Origin of the sequence: Rhizobium zaerense, assembly GCF_051810725.1 — a bacterium.
In the GTDB taxonomy this organism is placed as follows: domain Bacteria; phylum Pseudomonadota; class Alphaproteobacteria; order Rhizobiales; family Rhizobiaceae; genus Rhizobium; species Rhizobium leguminosarum_I.
The window spans coordinates 3,581,159-3,598,812 of the sequence record NZ_CM132690.1; the positions used below are offsets into that span (position 1 = coordinate 3,581,159).

Consider the following 17,654-nt stretch of genomic DNA (forward strand, 5'->3'; position numbering starts at 1 on the left):
CTAGGCACCGGCCGAACGTTTTCTTCCCCCAGAGCTTTGCCTGGCTGGCGAATCTGAGGTAATCGTCAATGCATCGGCTCCTCTCGCGACCTAAAATGACCAAGCGCCACGCAGGAGGTGGCAAAGTGATGGACACCAGCTGCTTCATCCGCCCCGCGATTGAAGCGGATATCGACGCTCTTTTCGACATCTGCCTGAAAACCGCGAATGGCGGTCAGGATGCCAGCGCGCTTTATAGCGACCCGCATCTGCCCGGCTACATCTGGTCGGTACCCTACCTGAAATTCGCCAAAGACTTTGCCTTTGTTCTCGTTCAGGACGGTCGGCCGGTCGGCTACGTTGTAGGGGTGCCGGACACAGGTGGGTTCGACAGAGACTTGCAAACAAACTGGTGGCCGTTCGTCCGCCAGCAGATTGCGGGACTGGCACCCACCCGTCCGCGCGACGCCGACGTGATGGAACGAATTCAAAATCCGCGCAGCGGAACGGCGTGGCTTCAAGACCAGTACCCGGCGCATCTTCACATCAACATTCTTCCCGGACTTCAGGCAAGCGGTTGGGGGCGCAGGATGATCGACACGGAGCTTCAAGCGCTTCGGAATCACGGGGTCGGAGCCGTGCATCTCGGGGTCGACCCAAACAACGAACGCGCCAAGGGTTTTTACCGTCACCTTGGCTTTTCCGAATTCGAGCGGGACGGCTCCGTCGCCTTTGCTATGCGGATTGATCAGGGATTGGGTTGAAGCATTTCCTGGTTTCTCCGAGGCATGGAAAGGCCCTATCTCGTAGGTACGAGAACCCTTGATTGGCGAAAATCTCACACGCCCAAAGCTGCTTGCCCCGCACAAGGCGAGATCAGCGGACCCGTCTGGATGAACGTCCGCCGGAAGGCGTGGCGCCGTTATCGGCAGTAAAACAGGTTTCTCGGCTCTATCAATCGAGGGCTTCATCATGAGCAAATCCTCGGCAGCTAGGTTCAAGGAGTCGGCGGAACGCAAATAAGGAAATAGCCAGGTAGGCCTAGGCCAGTTCCTCTTCGAGCTATCTTGACGGGCGCACGGCTAACCAGACGATACGTATGGCGCATACTTCTACTCGACCCTCTTTATTTCATCGCGCATTTTCATCGCACGTTAATCCAAAGCCTACAGCTGGCCTCCCATTTGTCAAGGACATAGACAAATTGCCTGCTTCGATGTATTGAAATCCGGTTGGCCGCGATAGTTGTGAACTCGATATCGCCCCAATAAGTATGTGCTCCGAACTAATTGGACTGAGCTAGCCGGATGGCAATGACATCTTCTGTCGCACAGACTCCGATCGCACGAAAAATTTCAACCAATGCCGTCATCCGAACCGTGTTCGCGAACGGGTCGATCTCTCGCGCCGATATTGCCAAGCTAACCGGCTTATCAAAGCAGACGATTTCCGATGTCGTTCGCGACCTTGAGGATGACGGCTGGCTGAAACCAGTCGGGCAGACTGATGGCCGCCCGGGCCGGAATGCGATCACCTATGAAATCAATGCCAGGGCGGGACTGGCCGTCTCTATAGATCTCGGGAGCACCAAGATTGCTGCGGCTATTTGCGATCTGTTGGGGAATGTGGTTGCTGAAACCAAAGTATCCACCGACCCGCGCGGCGGAATGCATCTCGTCAATCAGTTCAGCGATCTTATCGTGGAACTCGCGTCTGCGGCCGGGACGAGTGCCGACAAACTGCGCCTCATCGTTCTAGGCAGTCCCGGTGTGCTCGATCCGGCCACCGGACATATCAACGTAGCGCCAAGCATCCCAGGCATCGACGCAATCAATCTGCGGCAAGTCTTCAGCGACCGAATGGGTATACCCGTGATCGTTGAAAATGATGTCAACCTGGCCGCGCAAGGGGAGAGATGGCGGGGACACGGTATCGAAACCAGCAATTTTGCATTCGTTGCTCTCGGCACGGGCGTCGGCATGGGCATCATCGCCAACGGAACTCTGTTGCGCGGCGCGCGTGGGGCGGCCGGCGAAATCGCCTATCTTCCGATCGGCGGAGACGTTTTTGATCCTGGCGGATTTACGCTTGGAACCTTTGAGAGTGCGGTCGGCAGCGCCGCGATGTTGCGCCGCTACGTCGGTTTCGGCGGGCGCAACGCATCCACCGTGGCCGATCTCTTCGCCGCGTTTAGTGCAGGAGAGACAAGCGCCGCGGCTGCAATCGAAGAGACGGCAAGGCTGGTCGCGGTCGCCATTGCGGCAATCGGAGCGGCTCTCGATCCTGAACTGGTGATCACCGGTGGCAGCATCGGAGCAAGACCGGAACTCGTAAACGCCATCCGTGGTTTCCTGCCGCGCTGTACGCCTTATCCGCCGCGCATCGAGATCAGTCGCTTTGGGAACCGGGCCGCCCTGATGGGAGGAATGGGGATCGCGGTCGAACGCATGCATGACGATCTTTTTGGTGTAAAATTGAGGGAAGTTTGAAGAGCGAGTGCCTTCGGCACCGAAACCGCCCAACGTGAGAGCGCGGCCACTTGAGAAGTGCTGGAAATGCGCTAGATTTTCCATTATGATAACAGCAACGCAGATACGCGGCGCGCGCGCCATGATCGGAATGAGCATCGAAGAGCTCGCGGCCGCCAGCGGCCTGCCGGTCGAGACTGTGAGAGCGCTGGAAAACGGCGAATTCGCCGGCGAGCCACATGCGCTGTTCGATGTGCGCAGCACGCTCGAGGCGAACGGCATCATCTTCCTGTCGAGCGGTAATCAGGATGAAGGCGGACCCGGCATCCGCTTACGCGCCCGCACCTTCAGCGATGACGGCATCCGGCCCGAAAACCTCAACGCCGCCAACGACGATTGACGGAGCTAATCGGGCGCCCGGGCGTTTCGCTGTCCCATAATTTATCGGGGGTCATCGGCAAGAACGGTGTCTCGATCGAGCAGAACTAAAGATAAGTTTTTGCAAGATCCGCGAGTTTGCCGCCATCCTTCACGCCCTGCCTGTAGAGCTGAATGATGACCGCACCGATCCGCTCGGCCTCCGGCGTCGTTTTGACGAGGCCGCGTTCGTAGCAGACCTTGTCGAGCACCTGCGAAAGCAGATCGAGATCTTCCGAAAATAGCGGTAAATCATGCGGATGAATTGATGATCGTAACATCACGCCGCATATCCTCCGAGGGCAAACGCATCCACGCTTGCATCGCCGGCCGCCCTCCGCAACCGTCATAAAGCCATTATGCGCGAGGGCCTGAACTTTAGCAACCGCGCAAATTTCAGCAGGACAAAATTATGGAACAAAATTTTGTCCTGCGCGTTGTGAGCGCGTTTTGTGGCAGGAATCGGTGAGTGCAGACGTGAGTGAAAAACGCTTTCCCTCCCCCGTCCGGGTCCTTTCTCCAAACAGCAGCCTGATCGTTTCGACTGTCTGGGAGGCCGTCGAATATCTGAAAAGGTGGCCGAGCAAGCGTGGGCGCGACTATCGCATTGCGCGCCAGCACTGCCTGGATGCGCTCGACGGACTGCGCAGCCCGCGCGCAGCGCAGGCTTCCTTCGTCACGGCAGCGAAAACCGCAGGATTGCTGGTTTAAGATCGGTTAGCCGTTACGACCGCCGGCGGCGATGCGCTGGGGATGGATGAAACCTTCCATGATCACCTTGGCGGTCACTTCGATCACCCGCTCCTCGGCGAGTTCGGCGAGCGCGAGGGCGACATCGCCCTCCGACCAGCCGGCTTTGACGGCCTCGTCCGACAGAGCCTGGAACGCGTAGGCGAGACTCTGTCTGCAAGTTAGATTGTGCTTCATATCCGCCATGCGCTCGCACTAGGCTATCTGTGACAGGGATAATGTTAATCTACACAAGTTCGCGAGAATGCGAAGAGGTTTCGGATTTGCTTCAATTCAAAATTAGTTTATTCACTTCTAATCTTTGTATAACCTTAACAAAAATCGACAAATACCGTCTATCCCAACTAAGGGAGCACCAAAAAGAACTAAAGGATTTATTTGCGACGCACCTTCAAATGGTATTTCATCGCCTTATTTAGTTTAAATGGTCGAAGCGCCCGGAGCCGATGCAGCGGCCCATTGACTGACGAGAATACGGTAGACCCGGACGCGGCCCGTTTTCAGCATCTTCTTGGCACCCTGTCAATCAGCTTCGGGATCTTCTCTAGGGCGAGCGTTGGGCACACTGGAGGATGTCTCGCGCATGGTCGATACAGCCAGTCGGCGGCTGGCCTCCCGCGAATACCTTCGGCCTTAATCACCTTAATACCACAACGGCACCACACTCCGGTCAAAGTCCGCCGTACCATTGCGGCAGCTCACTTCTTCAGCTTTTCAGGAGGTAAAATGTCTATCGAACTAGACGCTACTACCTATGTACACGCCAAGCCGGCGACCGCCCATTCCTATATTTTGCCGGCCGTTGTCGATGTTCTCGAGAACAGTTTCCAGGAGGCAAATGAAACGGCTGTCTTCGACCTCGGTTGCGGCACCGGCGGTGCTGCAGCTGTGCTTGCAGAAAAAGGCTATGACGTCGTCGGTGTCGATCCGTCGAAGGACGGCATCGCGAAAGCGAGAACGGCCCACCCCGATCTTCCGCTGGAAATCGGTTCCGGCTACGAGGATCTTTCCAGCCGGTATGGGACCTTCGACGCGGTGATCAGTCTTGAAGTGGTGGAACATGTCTATGATCCCAAGGCCTTCTCGACGACCATTTACGATCTGGTGAAGCCTGGCGGCATCGCGGTCGTATCGACGCCTTTCCACGGCTACTGGAAAAATCTGGCTCTGGCCGTGAGCGGAAAGATGGACGACCATTTTATGCCTCTGAAGGACCATGGCCATATCAAATTCTGGTCTCCCGGAACGCTCAGTACGCTCCTGGTTGAAACAGGCTTCGAAGACGTCGACTTCGAATATGTCGGGAGAATTCCACTGCTGGCGAAATCGATGATCGCGATCGCTCAGAAACCGCACTGAAGGCGGTCGGGGGGCCACCACTCTTTGCAAGGACGATGCTACAGCTGACTTGCAACATGAACAATGACATTTTCGTTCGGGACTCTCAGTTCCCGTTTCAACATTTCCGCCGATGTCTCGTTCCGTTTTCCGCTGCCAGCGGGACGAAGAAAGTGACATTCTGACTGGGACTTCAAGGGGATAAATGGTCGGGGCGACTGGACTCGAACCAGCGACCCCTTGACCCCCAGTCAAGTGCGCTACCGGGCTGCGCTACGCCCCGACCTGCCGAAACGGCTTGCTTCGTTTAGTTTTTCAGCGCGTGCAATGCAAGCGGAAAAATCTTGCCTCCAACAAAAAGGCAGCGGTTTGCCCGAATGGTCAGATCGCAGCCAGCGCCAACTGGCCTTCGGCGGTCTGGCGGGGCTGCCATGCCTGGTAGTTGACGATCGAAAAATGCGGTGTTTCGAACGGCGTGGCGTGGGTTTCGGTGATCACGGTGACATCGGCGCCGGCGGCCTCGCCGGCAAGGATGCCGGCGACGGCATCTTCGAAGACCAGGCATTTTTTCGGATCGACGCCGAGGCGGCTTGCGCCGAGCAGATAACCTTCGGGGCTGGGCTTGCCTGATTTGACCTCCTGGCCGCTGACGATGACCTTCGGCATCGGGATGCCGGCGGCGGCCATGCGGCGCTTGGCGAGCTCGATCGGCGCCGAAGTGACGATTGCCCATCTGCCCTCAGCGATGGCGGAGAGGAAGCGGACTGCGCCGGGGATCTCGACGATGCCGGAGACATCCTCCATTTCCTCGACGAGCAGCAGATCCGCCTCATGGGCCGGATCGACACTGGCCAGGCCGAGCCCGCGGATCACGTCGGAGGCGCGGATGCCATGGATCGTCTTCAGGAATACCTCGGGCTCGAAGCCGTGGCGTCTTGCCCATTCGCTCCAGACGCGTTCGACGACGGCGATAGAATTCAGCAACGTTCCGTCCATGTCGAAAAGGAAAGCGTCGTAGGACCTATCGAGGATGTCATGGAGAGCGGGCACGGGTGTTTCCTTCCAGCATGAGGCCGGGGCAGCCCCTGCGCAGGCGAGTAGCGGAGAGCGGCGGTGGCGTCAACGTCAGTCGTTGACGTCGGGGTGTGTAACGTTTCTGACGTCGGCAAGACCGCGGGCAGCATCGCGGCTGCCGGTCGCGGCAGCGGCCTCGAAAATGCGAGTCGCATCGCCGTACAGTTTGAGATTGAGGTAGCAGTAGCCGCGCAGAACCATCAGGTCGATGCGTTCCTGCTGCAGCTGGGCGCGCTGATCGAGATAGATGAGGGTTTCCCGGTAACGCCCGGCGTCGAAGGCTGAAAGCGCACGGTCGGCGAGGATCGCCACCTGGAGTTCGGCGGCGCGCTGCCGGTTCTGCGGCGCCTTGGTGGCCGCGACGGCCGCATTGGTGGAAAGGCCGGCGCGCAAATAGGCAAGGCTCTGGCCGTAGGCTGCGTCTTCGCGGACCTTGCGCGCAGGGCTGTGCAATGCCGCCTCGAACGCCGAGATTGCCTCCATCGGCCGGTTGATATCCATCAGGCACCAGCCGCGCGACAGCGCATCGGCCGGCTCAAGCTGCGCCGCATCGATTGTCGTCGAGCAGCCGCGCGTCTGGCGCGGACCGCGCGGGACGGTCACCGTCTCCATCGCCGGCCTCGCCGCGCGAACGACCACTTCCGACCCCGGCTGCAGAGTGATGCGGCGATCGGCCGGAAGCGGCTCGGTCGGGGGACGCTGCGTCGGCTGCGCCGGTTGCTGTGCGGCAAGCCCGCCCTTCTCCGGCGGCGGCGTGACGGCATTCGGCATTAGGGAGGATGTGTCTTCGAGATTGGTGATCCGGCTCGACCGGCCGGCCCAGGCGCGCTGAAGGTCGAGCACGCCCTTGCGATCGCTCAGTTGCTCGCGGGTGACGACAAGGCCATAGGCGGACGGTTCGTCATCAGGTTTCCAGGCAAGCGCCGTCTCGAACCAGCGCGCGGCGGTCTGGAACTGGTTGAGGGAGCGGGCATACCAGCCGAACTGCTGCGCCGTCGGCACATATTTCCGGGCGATGACCTCGGTGGCGATGCGGTGCAGCACGTCTTCGGCCAGATCGGCCGGCGGCTGTAACGCCATCAGGTTGGCGGTGGCGGCGAGATAGGTTGATGTCGCATCCTCGGAATCGGCGCGCCAGCGGAACATCACGTCCTCGGCTTCCTCAGGCGCCTTGCGGGCAATCAGCGCCAGCGCCAGCCCCTGCGAAGCGGCCGCCGAATCTTGCTTGGCTCGGGCAGCGCGGAACCACTTCTCGGCATCGGCATCGTTGTTGCGGCGAAGCTGATACCAGCCGAGCAGCAGCGCGTCGGAGGCGAGCCCCTCGGTCTCGGCGAGTTTTTCGAGACGGGCGATGTAGTCGGGTGCGATAACAAGCTTCAGATCGTCATTGCCCTCGGCCACGAAGCGTCGGGTGAGATTGCCGCGGATCGCATCGAATTCCTTGCTGCCGTCGGCAGCAGGCCTCTCCAGCGTGAGCAATGCCTGCATCGGCTGGTAGCCAAGCAGCGTCGAGGCTTTTTCGACCGTCGCCTGCCGCTCGGCGGGATTGGTGCAGTTCTTCAGGATATAAGCGTAGGCATCCTGGCCGCGCTGCACCCTCTCCGTCCGGATGAAGGCTTCGGCGACACGCCAGAGGACATCGATCTCGCTACAGGTGAGCAGGCTCGGTGTTACAGCAGCGATATCGACGACCGTCGCATGTTGCTTGAGGTCCGAGGCATTGACGAGACGGGCACGGGCCTCGGCGACGTCGAGCCGGTCGAGCAGATCGGCCGGCGGCTGCCATCCGGCATCGGCTGCCTGGCGGTCGGCGACGGCCTTGCGCAACTCCGCATAGCGGCCGTCGGAATAGAGCTGCCACATGGCCTCAAGCCTTTTGTCGCCATTCTGCGGCACGGCGAGCGGATCGGCCGGCGGAACCCAGTTTGGGTAGAGCGCCTGAAGGCGGGAGATTTCGGCCTGCAGGCGCACCTTGTCGCCGCGGCTGGCGAAATAACGAAGCGCACTTTCATCGACGGCAGGCTGCGCAGGCGCGGCCGCCTGTTGCGGTGCTGGCGGCGCGGAAACGATGGGCGGCGTCACCGGCGCCGGCTGGGCGACCGTCTGAGGTGTCGCGGGCGGTGCCGCCGGTTGCGGTGCTGCGGCATCCGGCTCGCGCACGCCCGGTGCTGGCGGCGACGGAGATGTGATCGCCTCGATCTTGTCGGCCACCAGCTGCGCATTGAATTCAGGATTGCCGGCGGAAGCATCAGTCGGCTTGATGCGGCCCATCATCATCAGCTCCGGTGCCGGCTTGCCGGCAGACTCAAGGCCGAACTTTTCCTGCAGAGCGACACGATCTTTCAATCCGGTGACGAGGGTTGCCACCACGACTGCCGCTGAAACCGCCACGAGAGAAGACTTCACAGACACTCCGGATGCTTCTCCCCAATATAGGCCAGCCCCAGCAGTTGAAGCGTGGACGGATAATAGAGTGCGGGCGCAAATTGCAGGGCCGAGACCGGCAACTTGGTCCCATCGACCACACAGGCCACAACATCATTAACAATTCGATAACCTGGGTCCGGCAACACGGTCTTCGTCCGGCCGGTGGTCAGATCGATGGTGGCGGGAACGCCGTCTTGCGACATCCCCTGCTGCAGACGGGTCAACAGCGCCTTGTCGGTGACGCCGCCACGAACAAGATAGAGCGGGATGCGAATGGCGTTATAGCCAAATTCGGCGTCGAAACCCTGCGCCGGCTGCGGCTGACCGCTGAGACTCACCCATTCGGCGGGAAGTTTGCGCGGGCCGAACTGCATCGTCTTCAACAGCGTTAGGCCACCATCCGACAGTTTTTGCCAGGCGTCCGACGGAGCGAGCACCGCCATCACCGGGATCGCCTCGTAAATCCAGTAGGACGGGTTGACGACGGGGCCATCCTCACGGTCGGTAGCGGCAAAACCCTGGCTCCCCGGCAACAGGAGTGTGTGGCCGGCCGAGCGCACGACGGTTTCGGCAAGCAGCGCCTGCGCCATTCGGGAGGCGGCGAGGATATAGTCGTTGCGTTTCCACGCCGTGCCGGCAAGCGCAAGCGCATAGGCGATCAGCATGTCGCCGTCCGAGGCGTTGTTAGCGTCGGTGACGTGCGGCTTGCCGTTCGGATCCCATTTCCACGCGGCCAGGCCATCGTCGCGCAGCAGCAGCTCCGTGCGGGTAAAATACCAGATCTGTTCGAAATCGGCGGGGCTGGCTGAGAGATAGGCGAGCAGCATGCCATAGCCCTGCCCTTCGCTGTGGCTGATATTGCCGTTGCCGTTATCGATGATGCGGCCGGTCGCATCGAGAAACTTCGCCTTGTAGGCCGACCATGCGCCGGCATTGATCATCGCTTGCTGCGCAACAGCGGGCGGGCCTGCCGGGGCAAGCGCGACCGTTGCCGCCATCAGGAGCGCGCGCCACTGCCTCATTTGGACCGGCCCAGTTTTCTGAGCATGCTCGAGGTGGTGATCCCGATAAGCAGCACGAAGACGACCAGCAGGAAGGAGTAGGAGAGGATATTCGTCGATAGCCAGTTGGCGGCGATCAGACGGTAATTGGCGATCGACCAGGGGGTGGACGGCACGAAATCGAAACGGGAAACGGGCAGGGTTTCGATCTTGCCTGTCTTGCTCGAATAGGTGGTGATGTGGCCCGATATCTGCGGCCAGTTCAGTTGCGCGGTCAAAACCTCGAGCCCTTCGCGCAGGTCCTTTGCCGACGGCGCCGCCACCACGGTCCAGGCGCCGGACCCTGCGGGGCTGGAGCCCTGGGCAACCAGCAGCGTGTCGGCGTTGGCCGGCGTGAAAATCTGCTCGGCGCCCGGGATGAATTGCAGCGAACTGCGGGAGATATCGAAATTGCGCGACAGCCACTCGCGGATAGCCGTGATCCGGCTGCGCAAGACACCGCCGCTGACCTTGGAATTCCATTCCTCGAAGGCCGTACCGGTATCGACGACGCCCACCTGCGTATCCACCACCGAACGCCACGAGGCTTGGCTCGCCGTGGAGATGTTGGTCTGTGACAGCGCCGTTGTCGGCATCTGCGAGATGGAGCCGATGAAGATTGCGTCACGATCGCCGATCGCATTCGGCGAGGCGACGGTTTCGACGACGATCGGATGGCCGGCGGTGATCGCCATCTGGCCGAGCAGCGTGGCGGCGGCCGAAAGCGTATCGGCATCGACGCGGTCGATGAAGAGCGGCGTCGGTTCCGTGACCCGACCATAGGGATAGGCAGTGCCGGCCATTGCCGCCAGATTCGGACGCTGACCGACGCGGGCGAAATCCGGAATCTGCAGCTCAGAGGTATCGAACAGGGCAAAACGCGGGGTGGTGCCGGTAGCCGCGCCCGGCGCGCAGACGGCATCGTCCTTGGTCATCAGGATCGCTTCGATCGCCACCGAATTGAGACCTGGCTTGAAGTGCCGCATCGTCACGCGGATCGGCAGATGACGCAGAATGCCGCCTGATGTCGTGGTGATCGGGACGGTGGAGGCGATGTTGTCGTTGACGTAGATATCGATGTGGCTGCCGGGCATCACGTTATCGGTATAGGCGGCGTCGAGCAGCACCTTCGCCTCGCCATAGGCATTGGCATAAAAATCGGCCGGCACAGCGATATTGAAACTCGTCCGCAACCGCCGGCCGGAGAATTCGGTGGTCTTCACACCGAGCTGAGACAAGGCGATGTTTGTATCGGAAAAGACCAGCGGCGCGTTCGGCGCGCTCCAGCGCTCGGTGGTCAGCACGTCGCGGCGAACATCCGAGGACCGGTCTGTCGGTGAAACGATGGTGTCGATCGCCGAGGAGACCGCCTGCCAGGAGGGGCCGCTGATCAGAAGGATCGGCGAGCCGCTGCGCGGGTCGGTGACGAAAGCGGCGAGTGCCGCACTTTCGGCGCCGGGTGGCAGGTCGGGAAAGAGCGGCCGCAGTTCTGCCGCGGTGCCGACGAGCACGCTGAGCGTACCAGGCCCGGCGGCCGGAAGCGACGCGGTGCTGAAGGCAAAAATCTGGTTCGGCATACTGCTCAGCACCGACAGGCCCTGCGCCAGCCGTAGCAGCGGCTTGGTGGTTCCCGGCTGCTCCAGTGCCGGGACAACGAAGTCGAACTCCGTCTTGCCAGCGCCGTTGACGCCGATGGCGCGGATTGCATCGGCGCTCGATAGCTGGGCGGCGTCCCTGCCGGCAAAGCTCAGATAGGTTCCGGCCGGATCGATATTCGACCACAGTTCATAAGTGGACTGGATGCTGCAATCGGTGCGATGCCGCTGATCGGCTTCGAACGTGACGAGGTTGGCGCCCGGCTGCAGCAAACCGGGCGGAACCTCGAAGGTGACGGCCGAAGAGCCATCCGGCGAGCCGACGCGCTGCTGGCCGATCGGGCGATTGTTGAGATAGACGGTCAGGGCGGAGGCCTCGGGCGCAACGACGATCGAATTCTGGTAGGCGAAGGTGAAGCTTGCCTTGGCCCTCGCCTGCTCCGGTGTCAGATAAACAGTCCATGACCGGCGATCGTATTCGCCGTCAAGGCCGAGTTTCGAAAAGGGCACGACAAAGCGACGGACATCGCCTGTATGCAGCGGCGCAACGCTGTTTGCGGCTGCGGCAGGCCGGGGCGCAGGCATCGCCGGCTGCGCCTGAGTGGCAACCGGCGAAGCAACAGGAGGGGGAGCAGCGGGGGTTGCAGGAGGGGGAGCACCCGGGGTTGCAGGCGCGGGTACGACGGGAACTGGAGGCGTGAGGGGAACGGGCGCAATGACCGCAGGCGGCGCGGCCTGTGTGGGCGGCATCAACCTCGGGGTAACGGACGCACCGGGCGGCCGCTCGCCGGACATGTCGAAGGGCGCCGTCTGCGCCTGCGCGAAGGCGGAGGCATTCAGCAGGAAAAGCGAGGCGACGACGATCCTTCTCATCCGGCGTTGACCTTTGCCGCCTGCTGCTGGGCTTCCCGCTCCGGCCGCATGCTGCGGAAGAAGTAAACGAGGCCTCGGCTCGTCTGGTAGAACGCCATGCCGAGAAACCAGATGGTGCCGCGGATCAGGCCCGGATTGCGGCGGCGCGAGGCCTGAAACTGGGTCCACTGGTCGGAATTGGCAAACATCAGATCGGCGATCAGGCGATGGTCGAGCGCGCTTTTCGGCACGTATTGGCAGCCGACATTGCTGATGTCGCCTGACGGCTCGATGTTGCGGACGATGAGCGGCAGGGTTTCCAGATCCGCGCCGCTATAGGGCCGGAAGCGGATTTCGCCGACGGCGCCGACCAGCATCTCGTCGAGATGCTTGTTGAAGATGTGCAGCCTCGCGCCATGCACGGAGACGTCCTCGATCGAGGCCGTGTACCACTTGCCGTTGGCGCCGAATTCGCAGCGCCGGTTGACGCGGACGCGACGGGACGAGGCGCGCTCGCCGCGCTCCGATACGACTCCAAGCGCGCAGCCGGCCATGATCAGGTTGATGACATTCCATCCGCCGACGACGAGCGTGACGTCGGCCTTATAGGGCTCGGCATAGATCTTGTAGATGGTGATGACGAGCGCGACGATCTGCACCGCAAAGATGACGAAGAACGGGCGGCTGATCTCCGACAGACGGCTGACGGCGATCGATTCGTCCTTGGCGGTGACCTTGAAGGTCGGCTTCCTCGGATTGAGCATGACGGAGACGACAGCCGGCAGCAGATGTACGGTCTGGACATATTCGTAGAGCTCGGAAATCCAGGGCCAGCGGAATGACCCATAGAGGTAGTTCTGCATCATCAGATTCACGAGCATATAGGCAAGCGTATAGGCGAGGAACTCGCCGCCCGAGGCGGTGAAGATTTCCAGATCGAAGAACAGATAGAAGAGCGGCGCAAACAGAAAGATCGTGCGAGGGAACGGGAAGAGCCAGAACAGCGTGGAGGACATGTAGCAGAAGCGCTGCGGGATCGTCAGGCCGCGCTTCAGAAGCGGAAAGCGGAAGCGCAGGATCTGCATCATGCCCTGCGCCCAGCGACTGCGCTGGCCGATGAAGCTTGCGAAGGTGGCTGGCTGCAGGCCGGCGATCAGCGGCTTGTCGACATAGATGCTGTTCCAGCCGCTGCCATGGAGCGCCAGCGCCGTCTCGCAATCCTCGGTGATGCTGATTCCGGAAAACCCATTCTGGGATCTGAGCGCCTTACGGCTCAAAACCGCAGCCGAGCCGCAAAAGAAGGCCGCGTTCCATTTATCGAGGCCGCGCTGGATGATGCCGTAGAACATCTCATTCTCGCTCGGCATCTTGTCGAAGGTGCGAAGGTTGCGCTCCAGCGGATCGGGATTGATGAAGAAGTGCGGGGTCTGGACGAGGAAGAGCTTCGGATCGTCTTCGAAGTAACCGACGGTCTCGAGCAGGAAATCGCGGGCCGGCGCGTGGTCGGCATCGAAGACGGCGATAAGTTCGCCGGTCGAATGTTTCATGCCGTTGTTGAGATTGCCCGCCTTGGCGTGCTCGTTACGGTCGCGCGTGAGGTAGTGGACATCGAGATCGTCGCAGAGCTGCTTCAGCTCGATATGTCGGGCAGCCGCCGCCTGGGCTTCGAGCAGCTTGCCGGAATTGCGCTTCTGCAGGGTGCCGCCGTCGTCGAGCAGCCAGACATGCAGTTTCTCGGCCGGATAGTCCATGGCCTTGGCGGCGGCCAGCGTGTTTCCGAGAAGACCGGCATCCTCATTGTACGATGGCACGAAGACGTCGACATGAGGAAGGCGCCCGGGATTGGCGGCACGCGAGGGGCGCGACGGCAGCGGGGTGGCGACGATGAACAGGCTGAGCGCCAGCATCGCGACGCTATACATTTCGGCCAGATAGAGCAGCAGGCCGGGAATGAAGTTTTCCAACTGATTCAGAGGCGGCAGCGTATTGGTGGTGCGCCAGTAGACATAGCGCAGCACGATCGACGTGCCGAAGGCGAGCGCCACCAGGCGCCACGTCCCCTCACCCTTCAAAACTTTGATCAGCGCCATGACGGTCACGACCGTGATGCTAGTGATGAGCTGGGTCTGCAGGTTGACCGGCAGCGTGATCAGCACGATCATGCAGAGCGAAACCACTGCCCATATGATGACACTGCGGGCTTTGCGCATCGGCGTTCCTTCGAAATTGCTCAACCGGGGCACCAACTGGCGCCCTCGGGCATGCTCATTGTCTCCGGCAGGCGGCCGTCATGGCCGCGTCGCCTATGCAGTCCGGCGAAGGCACGGTGACGCCGATTGCCCTTACCGATTGTTCGATTGGCGCGGCGGCCGCATCTGGCTTTGCGCTCGTCTGCGGCGCCTCGCCCGGCAGCGGCACCCGCGGGCCGATAGGTGCAGGCACCGATGCGGCGCCTTGAGCCGGTTGCGAGGTCGCAGCGCTGCGAACGGCAGATGCCCGCGGCCGGCTGACAATGGCAGGCGCCGGCTCGTAACCGATCAGAATCGGGCTGGCGCGATAACCGCCTTCGTCGGGATAGATCGGCGCGCCGGTTCGCCCAAGTGCTGCGTCGGCGGGCGGCGGATTGGCGTAAGGGTTCCAGACCTCGCCCTCGAAGGTGCCGGTGACGGTGTAGCCATAGACGATGCCGAGCAGCTGGCGCTCGCTCGCTCTCGCATCGCAAAGGCGCAGGCGCAGCTGGATCATGCCGAAATTGCGCGCCTGGGTATTGGCAGCGGTGCTGGAGCGGATCTGCTGCCAGGCATAGACGCAGGTGTCGCCGGCACGGCTGCGGCCGGAGGCATAACCGAAGGGGCCATAGGCGTTCTGCAAGAAGGTCGCCGACGTCGCCATCGGCACGCCGGGGGCCGAACGGGCCACCTCGCGGCCAATACCGCTCTCGTTGATCATGCTGAAGCCGGCATTGCCGGTACCGGGATTGGCTCCGGAAGCGCCTAAGAACTGGACCTTCAGGAAATTCTGGCCGGGCACGGAGGATGAGGTAAACAGCGAGATCGTCTGCTCGACGCCGTTGCCGCGCTTGCGCTCGATGACGCTGACGATCGACGGGCCGCCCGGCGGCGGCAGGACCAGCGCCTTTTCAGGCGCTACCGTCTCCGGCCCGGAAAGCTGGCGTACGCCGCCTGTCGACGTGCAGCTGGCCATCATGCCCGCCACGGCCAACAGCAATATGGTCTTCCGCAAGCGCATGTCTCGAGCCGCCGCAATCGTCTCTCTAGAGATCCATTCGCAAGCCGAAACGCGACGGATCGTCGAATCAACGACCGGCTGGTCGTCCGTTCAGAATAAACGTCCAACATGGTTAGCGAAAAGTAAACAAGCGGGCTCTAACATCATCGGCTGGAGTCTTTTCGAACTTTGTTCAGACAGCTCAACCGTATGACGCATAAATTAATTTAGTAACAACTTAATTACTCTCATTGCGCCTGTCTTCCGCTGCGGCGAAAAGCTCGCGGGGAACCATGCCGCATGGCCGGCGTTGCCTTGAGGTCTGGGGTAGAAAAGGAGAACATCCCATGCGCAAGACCATGCTGGCTGCGGCCGCCATACTGACCATCAGCTCCGCCGCCTTCGCACAGAGCACCGTCATTGTCACTGATCCCGCACCGACCGGCTCCGTCGTATTGCCCGGCGAAGTGCGCACTTATGTGATGGAGCAAAACACACCGTCCATCGCCTATGACGGCGACATCACGGTTGGAACCACACTTCCCGATACCGTCGAAGTGCACACTGTACCGAACATGGACGGCTATGGGTATACCGTCGTCAATGAGCGGCGGGTGATTGTCGAGCCGAAGACGCACCGCATTATCCAGGTCCTGGAATAACGCGATCGGGAATTGTGGACGTGCGGCCGTATTCCGGCTTCACGTCCACTCGTCTCCCACTCTCGCCGGTACATTCAGAAGTTCGCGGATCTTATGGGCGAGCTGCTCCAGACTGAAGGGCTTGGCGAGCAGGGAAACGCCGTGATCAAGCACACCATTGTGGACGATGGCATTGCGGGTGTAACCCGTCGTGTAGAGGATCCGGATCGTCGGCCATTTTTCCTGGACGACATCGGCAAGCTGGCGTCCGCTCATCTGCGGCATGACGATATCGGTGAAGATCAGGTCGACTGCCGGATTTTGTTCGAGCAACACAAGCGCCTCTATGCCGCTTGCAGCCTGCAACACGGTGTAGCCGAGTTCATGCAGGCTTTCGGCGGTCATGGTGCGGACGTTCTCATCGTCCTCCACCACCAGGATCGTATCGCTAACACTGCCGTGAGGGATCGGCTGGGCGCCGGCTGCGCCCGACCGGGCGTCCGTCACGCCGACACGACGGGGGAGATAGATCTTCACCGTCGTGCCCCTGTCGATCTCCGAATAGATCTTGATGTGGCCGCCGCTCTGCTTGACGTAGCCGTAAACCTGGCTGAGGCCGAGGCCGGTGCCCTTGCCGGGTCCCTTGGTTGTATAGAATGGGTCGAAGGCGCGCTCGATCACCTCCGGCGACATGCCGGTGCCAGTGTCGGTCATGCTGATCATTACATATTGGCCTGCCTCGACTTCCGAATGCATGCGCGAATATCGCTCGTCGAGTTCGGTATTGGCTGTCTCGATCGTTAGATTTCCGCCGCCCGGCATAGCATCGCGGGCGTTGACGGCAAGGTTCAAGATGGCATTTTCGAGCTGGCTCAAATCGGCAAAGCTCGGCCAGAGACCCCCGGCAAGCACGGTCTCGATCCGGATCTGCTCGCCGAGCGTGCGCCGCAAGAGCTCAGACATGCCGCCGACCAGCTTGTTGAGGTCGATCACCTCTGGGGCGAGCGGCTGCTGGCGCGAGAAAGCAAGAAGACGCGCGGTCAGTACCGCCGCCCTCTGCGCACCGTCTTTGGCATTCTGGATGGAGTATGGCAGGCGGGGATCCTCGCTGCCGCTCAGGCGCCGCTGCGCGAGATCGAGGTTGCCGATGATGATCGCCAGCATGTTGTTAAAATCATGGGCGACGCCGCCGGTCAGCTGGCCGATCGTCTCCATCTTCTGCAACTGGCGGACCTGCGCCTGAGCGGCCGCATTCTCTTCCATCTCATGCCTGAGCTCAGCAGTGCGCTGAACCACTGTCTCTTCGAGGCGCGTGTTGAAGCTGTTGAGTTCGCTGCGAAGGCGGCTCTGTCGCTCATGTGCGATAATGATCATCTCCATCAGGCCGACGATGATCGCGGCATTGATGAAATAAGTGGAAAGGCCGACCCATTGGCTGGCGCTGACCGGCCAGAAGACATTGTGCGGCTCGACCAAAAACTGCTGGACTATGAAACCGGCAACCAAGGCCGCGACAAGGCCCGGCCCCACGCCACCTAAGAAACTGGCGAGCAATATCGCCGGAAGAAAGCTTAGGAAGGGAAAGCCGGAGAGAGTTTCGCTGGCGGCAAGCCTTAGAAGAAACGTCAGGCCAACGAAGGCAATGGCCAGCGGATATGTATAACCCGGCCTGTGACGCAGCCAATCCGTGGCACTCAGCAAATCCATTCGACACCCCTTCTTACGGCGCCGCCATGTCTTTTCAGACGCGCAAATGACGCTGTAACGCTTTGAATTGCTGCATAATTTTATTCCTCGAATCGATGCCGGTTTAAGGAATTATGCAGGAGCCGTTGCGGAAAACGG

The 17,654-nt window shown here is 61.1% G+C and carries 15 protein-coding genes and 1 tRNA gene; 6 read left to right on the forward strand and 10 right to left on the reverse strand.

Annotated features, from left to right (window positions below; all coding sequences use genetic code 11):
- The first annotated feature begins 128 nt into the window (after positions 1-128).
- The 3 genes from ACS4RR_RS17480 to ACS4RR_RS17490 all read left to right on the forward strand — a co-directional run bounded on the left by ACS4RR_RS17480 (position 129) and on the right by ACS4RR_RS17490 (position 2,847).
- Positions 129-743 carry a GNAT family N-acetyltransferase gene (locus tag ACS4RR_RS17480; protein WP_020486072.1) on the forward strand — a complete coding sequence of 205 codons (615 nt, stop codon included), beginning with the start codon at positions 129-131 and terminating at the stop codon, positions 741-743.
- A gap of 543 nt (positions 744-1,286) precedes the next feature.
- On the forward strand, positions 1,287-2,468 hold the full coding sequence (locus ACS4RR_RS17485; protein ID WP_017963810.1) for an ROK family transcriptional regulator: 1,182 nt from the start codon (positions 1,287-1,289) through the stop codon (positions 2,466-2,468).
- A gap of 85 nt (positions 2,469-2,553) precedes the next feature.
- Complete coding sequence (locus ACS4RR_RS17490) at positions 2,554-2,847, forward strand: helix-turn-helix domain-containing protein (RefSeq protein WP_017963809.1); 294 nt, start codon at positions 2,554-2,556, stop codon at positions 2,845-2,847.
- An 85-nt stretch (positions 2,848-2,932) separates the two neighbouring features.
- On the opposite strand, the gene ACS4RR_RS17495 is transcribed toward ACS4RR_RS17490, so the two are convergent.
- Positions 2,933-3,145 (reverse strand): hypothetical protein, encoded by a 213-nt coding sequence (locus ACS4RR_RS17495; RefSeq protein WP_032985048.1) that lies wholly within the window; start codon positions 3,143-3,145, stop codon positions 2,933-2,935.
- 196 nt (positions 3,146-3,341) lie between these two features.
- On the opposite strand from ACS4RR_RS17495, the gene ACS4RR_RS17500 reads away from it, so the two are divergent.
- Entirely contained in the window at positions 3,342-3,575 is a 234-nt protein-coding gene (locus tag ACS4RR_RS17500; protein WP_026154105.1) for a DUF982 domain-containing protein, read from the forward strand.
- Between the two features lie 6 nt (positions 3,576-3,581).
- Here ACS4RR_RS17500 and ACS4RR_RS17505 read toward each other — a convergent pair whose 3' ends face one another.
- Positions 3,582-3,800 (reverse strand): hypothetical protein, encoded by a 219-nt coding sequence (locus tag ACS4RR_RS17505; RefSeq protein ID WP_017963806.1) that lies wholly within the window; start codon positions 3,798-3,800, stop codon positions 3,582-3,584.
- Between the two features lie 540 nt (positions 3,801-4,340).
- Here ACS4RR_RS17505 and ACS4RR_RS17510 point away from each other — a divergent pair.
- Positions 4,341-4,973, forward strand: a complete 633-nt coding sequence (locus ACS4RR_RS17510) for a class I SAM-dependent methyltransferase (protein ID WP_017963805.1) — start codon at positions 4,341-4,343, stop codon at positions 4,971-4,973.
- 185 nt (positions 4,974-5,158) lie between these two features.
- Here the strand turns inward: ACS4RR_RS17510 and ACS4RR_RS17515 are convergent.
- The 7 genes from ACS4RR_RS17515 to bcsN form a co-directional block, all read right to left on the reverse strand.
- A tRNA-Pro gene (locus tag ACS4RR_RS17515) sits at positions 5,159-5,235 on the reverse strand.
- Between the two features lie 98 nt (positions 5,236-5,333).
- Positions 5,334-6,002, reverse strand: coding sequence for an HAD family hydrolase (locus tag ACS4RR_RS17520; RefSeq protein ID WP_456189064.1), 669 nt, complete (start codon positions 6,000-6,002; stop codon positions 5,334-5,336).
- A gap of 75 nt (positions 6,003-6,077) precedes the next feature.
- Positions 6,078-8,432, reverse strand: coding sequence for a cellulose synthase (locus ACS4RR_RS17525; protein ID WP_456189065.1), 2,355 nt, complete (start codon positions 8,430-8,432; stop codon positions 6,078-6,080).
- Positions 8,429-9,475 (reverse strand): family 8 glycosyl hydrolase, encoded by a 1,047-nt coding sequence (locus tag ACS4RR_RS17530; protein WP_456189066.1) that lies wholly within the window; start codon positions 9,473-9,475, stop codon positions 8,429-8,431. The genes ACS4RR_RS17525 and ACS4RR_RS17530 overlap by 4 nt, the downstream gene beginning before the upstream one ends.
- Positions 9,472-11,961 (reverse strand): cellulose biosynthesis cyclic di-GMP-binding regulatory protein BcsB, encoded by a 2,490-nt coding sequence (locus ACS4RR_RS17535; RefSeq protein ID WP_456189067.1) that lies wholly within the window; start codon positions 11,959-11,961, stop codon positions 9,472-9,474. Before ACS4RR_RS17535 ends, ACS4RR_RS17530 begins: the two co-directional genes overlap by 4 nt.
- Positions 11,958-14,150, reverse strand: a complete 2,193-nt coding sequence (gene bcsA / locus ACS4RR_RS17540; protein ID WP_456189068.1) for a UDP-forming cellulose synthase catalytic subunit — start codon at positions 14,148-14,150, stop codon at positions 11,958-11,960. The genes ACS4RR_RS17535 and bcsA overlap by 4 nt, the downstream gene beginning before the upstream one ends.
- 55 nt (positions 14,151-14,205) lie before the next feature.
- Positions 14,206-15,189 carry a cellulose biosynthesis protein BcsN gene (gene bcsN, locus ACS4RR_RS17545; RefSeq protein ID WP_456189069.1) on the reverse strand — a complete coding sequence of 328 codons (984 nt, stop codon included), beginning with the start codon at positions 15,187-15,189 and terminating at the stop codon, positions 14,206-14,208.
- 326 nt (positions 15,190-15,515) lie between these two features.
- On the opposite strand from bcsN, the gene ACS4RR_RS17550 reads away from it, so the two are divergent.
- Entirely contained in the window at positions 15,516-15,830 is a 315-nt protein-coding gene (locus ACS4RR_RS17550; RefSeq protein WP_222281013.1) for a DUF1236 domain-containing protein, read from the forward strand.
- A gap of 39 nt (positions 15,831-15,869) precedes the next feature.
- Here the strand turns inward: ACS4RR_RS17550 and ACS4RR_RS17555 are convergent, their stop codons facing one another.
- The gene (locus ACS4RR_RS17555; protein ID WP_456189070.1) at positions 15,870-17,516 is read right to left on the reverse strand and encodes an ATP-binding protein; all 1,647 of its coding nucleotides are present in this window, start codon (positions 17,514-17,516) and stop codon (positions 15,870-15,872) included.
- Positions 17,517-17,654 lie beyond the last annotated feature (138 nt).

What these genes read in the sequence shown, in the direction of transcription:
- ACS4RR_RS17485 (WP_017963810.1), top strand. Translation starts at nt 1,287, where the DNA reads ATGGCAATGACATCTTCTGTCGCACAGACTCCGATCGCACGAAAAATT.
- bcsA (WP_456189068.1), bottom strand. Translation starts at nt 14,150, where the DNA reads ATGCGCAAAGCCCGCAGTGTCATCATATGGGCAGTGGTTTCGCTCTGC.
- ACS4RR_RS17480 (WP_020486072.1), top strand. Translation starts at nt 129, where the DNA reads ATGGACACCAGCTGCTTCATCCGCCCCGCGATTGAAGCGGATATCGAC.
- ACS4RR_RS17530 (WP_456189066.1), bottom strand. Translation starts at nt 9,475, where the DNA reads ATGAGGCAGTGGCGCGCGCTCCTGATGGCGGCAACGGTCGCGCTTGCC.
- ACS4RR_RS17555 (WP_456189070.1), bottom strand. Translation starts at nt 17,516, where the DNA reads ATGGATTTGCTGAGTGCCACGGATTGGCTGCGTCACAGGCCGGGTTAT.
- ACS4RR_RS17495 (WP_032985048.1), bottom strand. Translation starts at nt 3,145, where the DNA reads ATGTTACGATCATCAATTCATCCGCATGATTTACCGCTATTTTCGGAA.
- bcsN (WP_456189069.1), bottom strand. Translation starts at nt 15,189, where the DNA reads ATGCGCTTGCGGAAGACCATATTGCTGTTGGCCGTGGCGGGCATGATG.
- ACS4RR_RS17505 (WP_017963806.1), bottom strand. Translation starts at nt 3,800, where the DNA reads ATGGCGGATATGAAGCACAATCTAACTTGCAGACAGAGTCTCGCCTAC.
- ACS4RR_RS17535 (WP_456189067.1), bottom strand. Translation starts at nt 11,961, where the DNA reads ATGAGAAGGATCGTCGTCGCCTCGCTTTTCCTGCTGAATGCCTCCGCC.
- ACS4RR_RS17510 (WP_017963805.1), top strand. Translation starts at nt 4,341, where the DNA reads ATGTCTATCGAACTAGACGCTACTACCTATGTACACGCCAAGCCGGCG.
- ACS4RR_RS17490 (WP_017963809.1), top strand. Translation starts at nt 2,554, where the DNA reads ATGATAACAGCAACGCAGATACGCGGCGCGCGCGCCATGATCGGAATG.
- ACS4RR_RS17550 (WP_222281013.1), top strand. Translation starts at nt 15,516, where the DNA reads ATGCGCAAGACCATGCTGGCTGCGGCCGCCATACTGACCATCAGCTCC.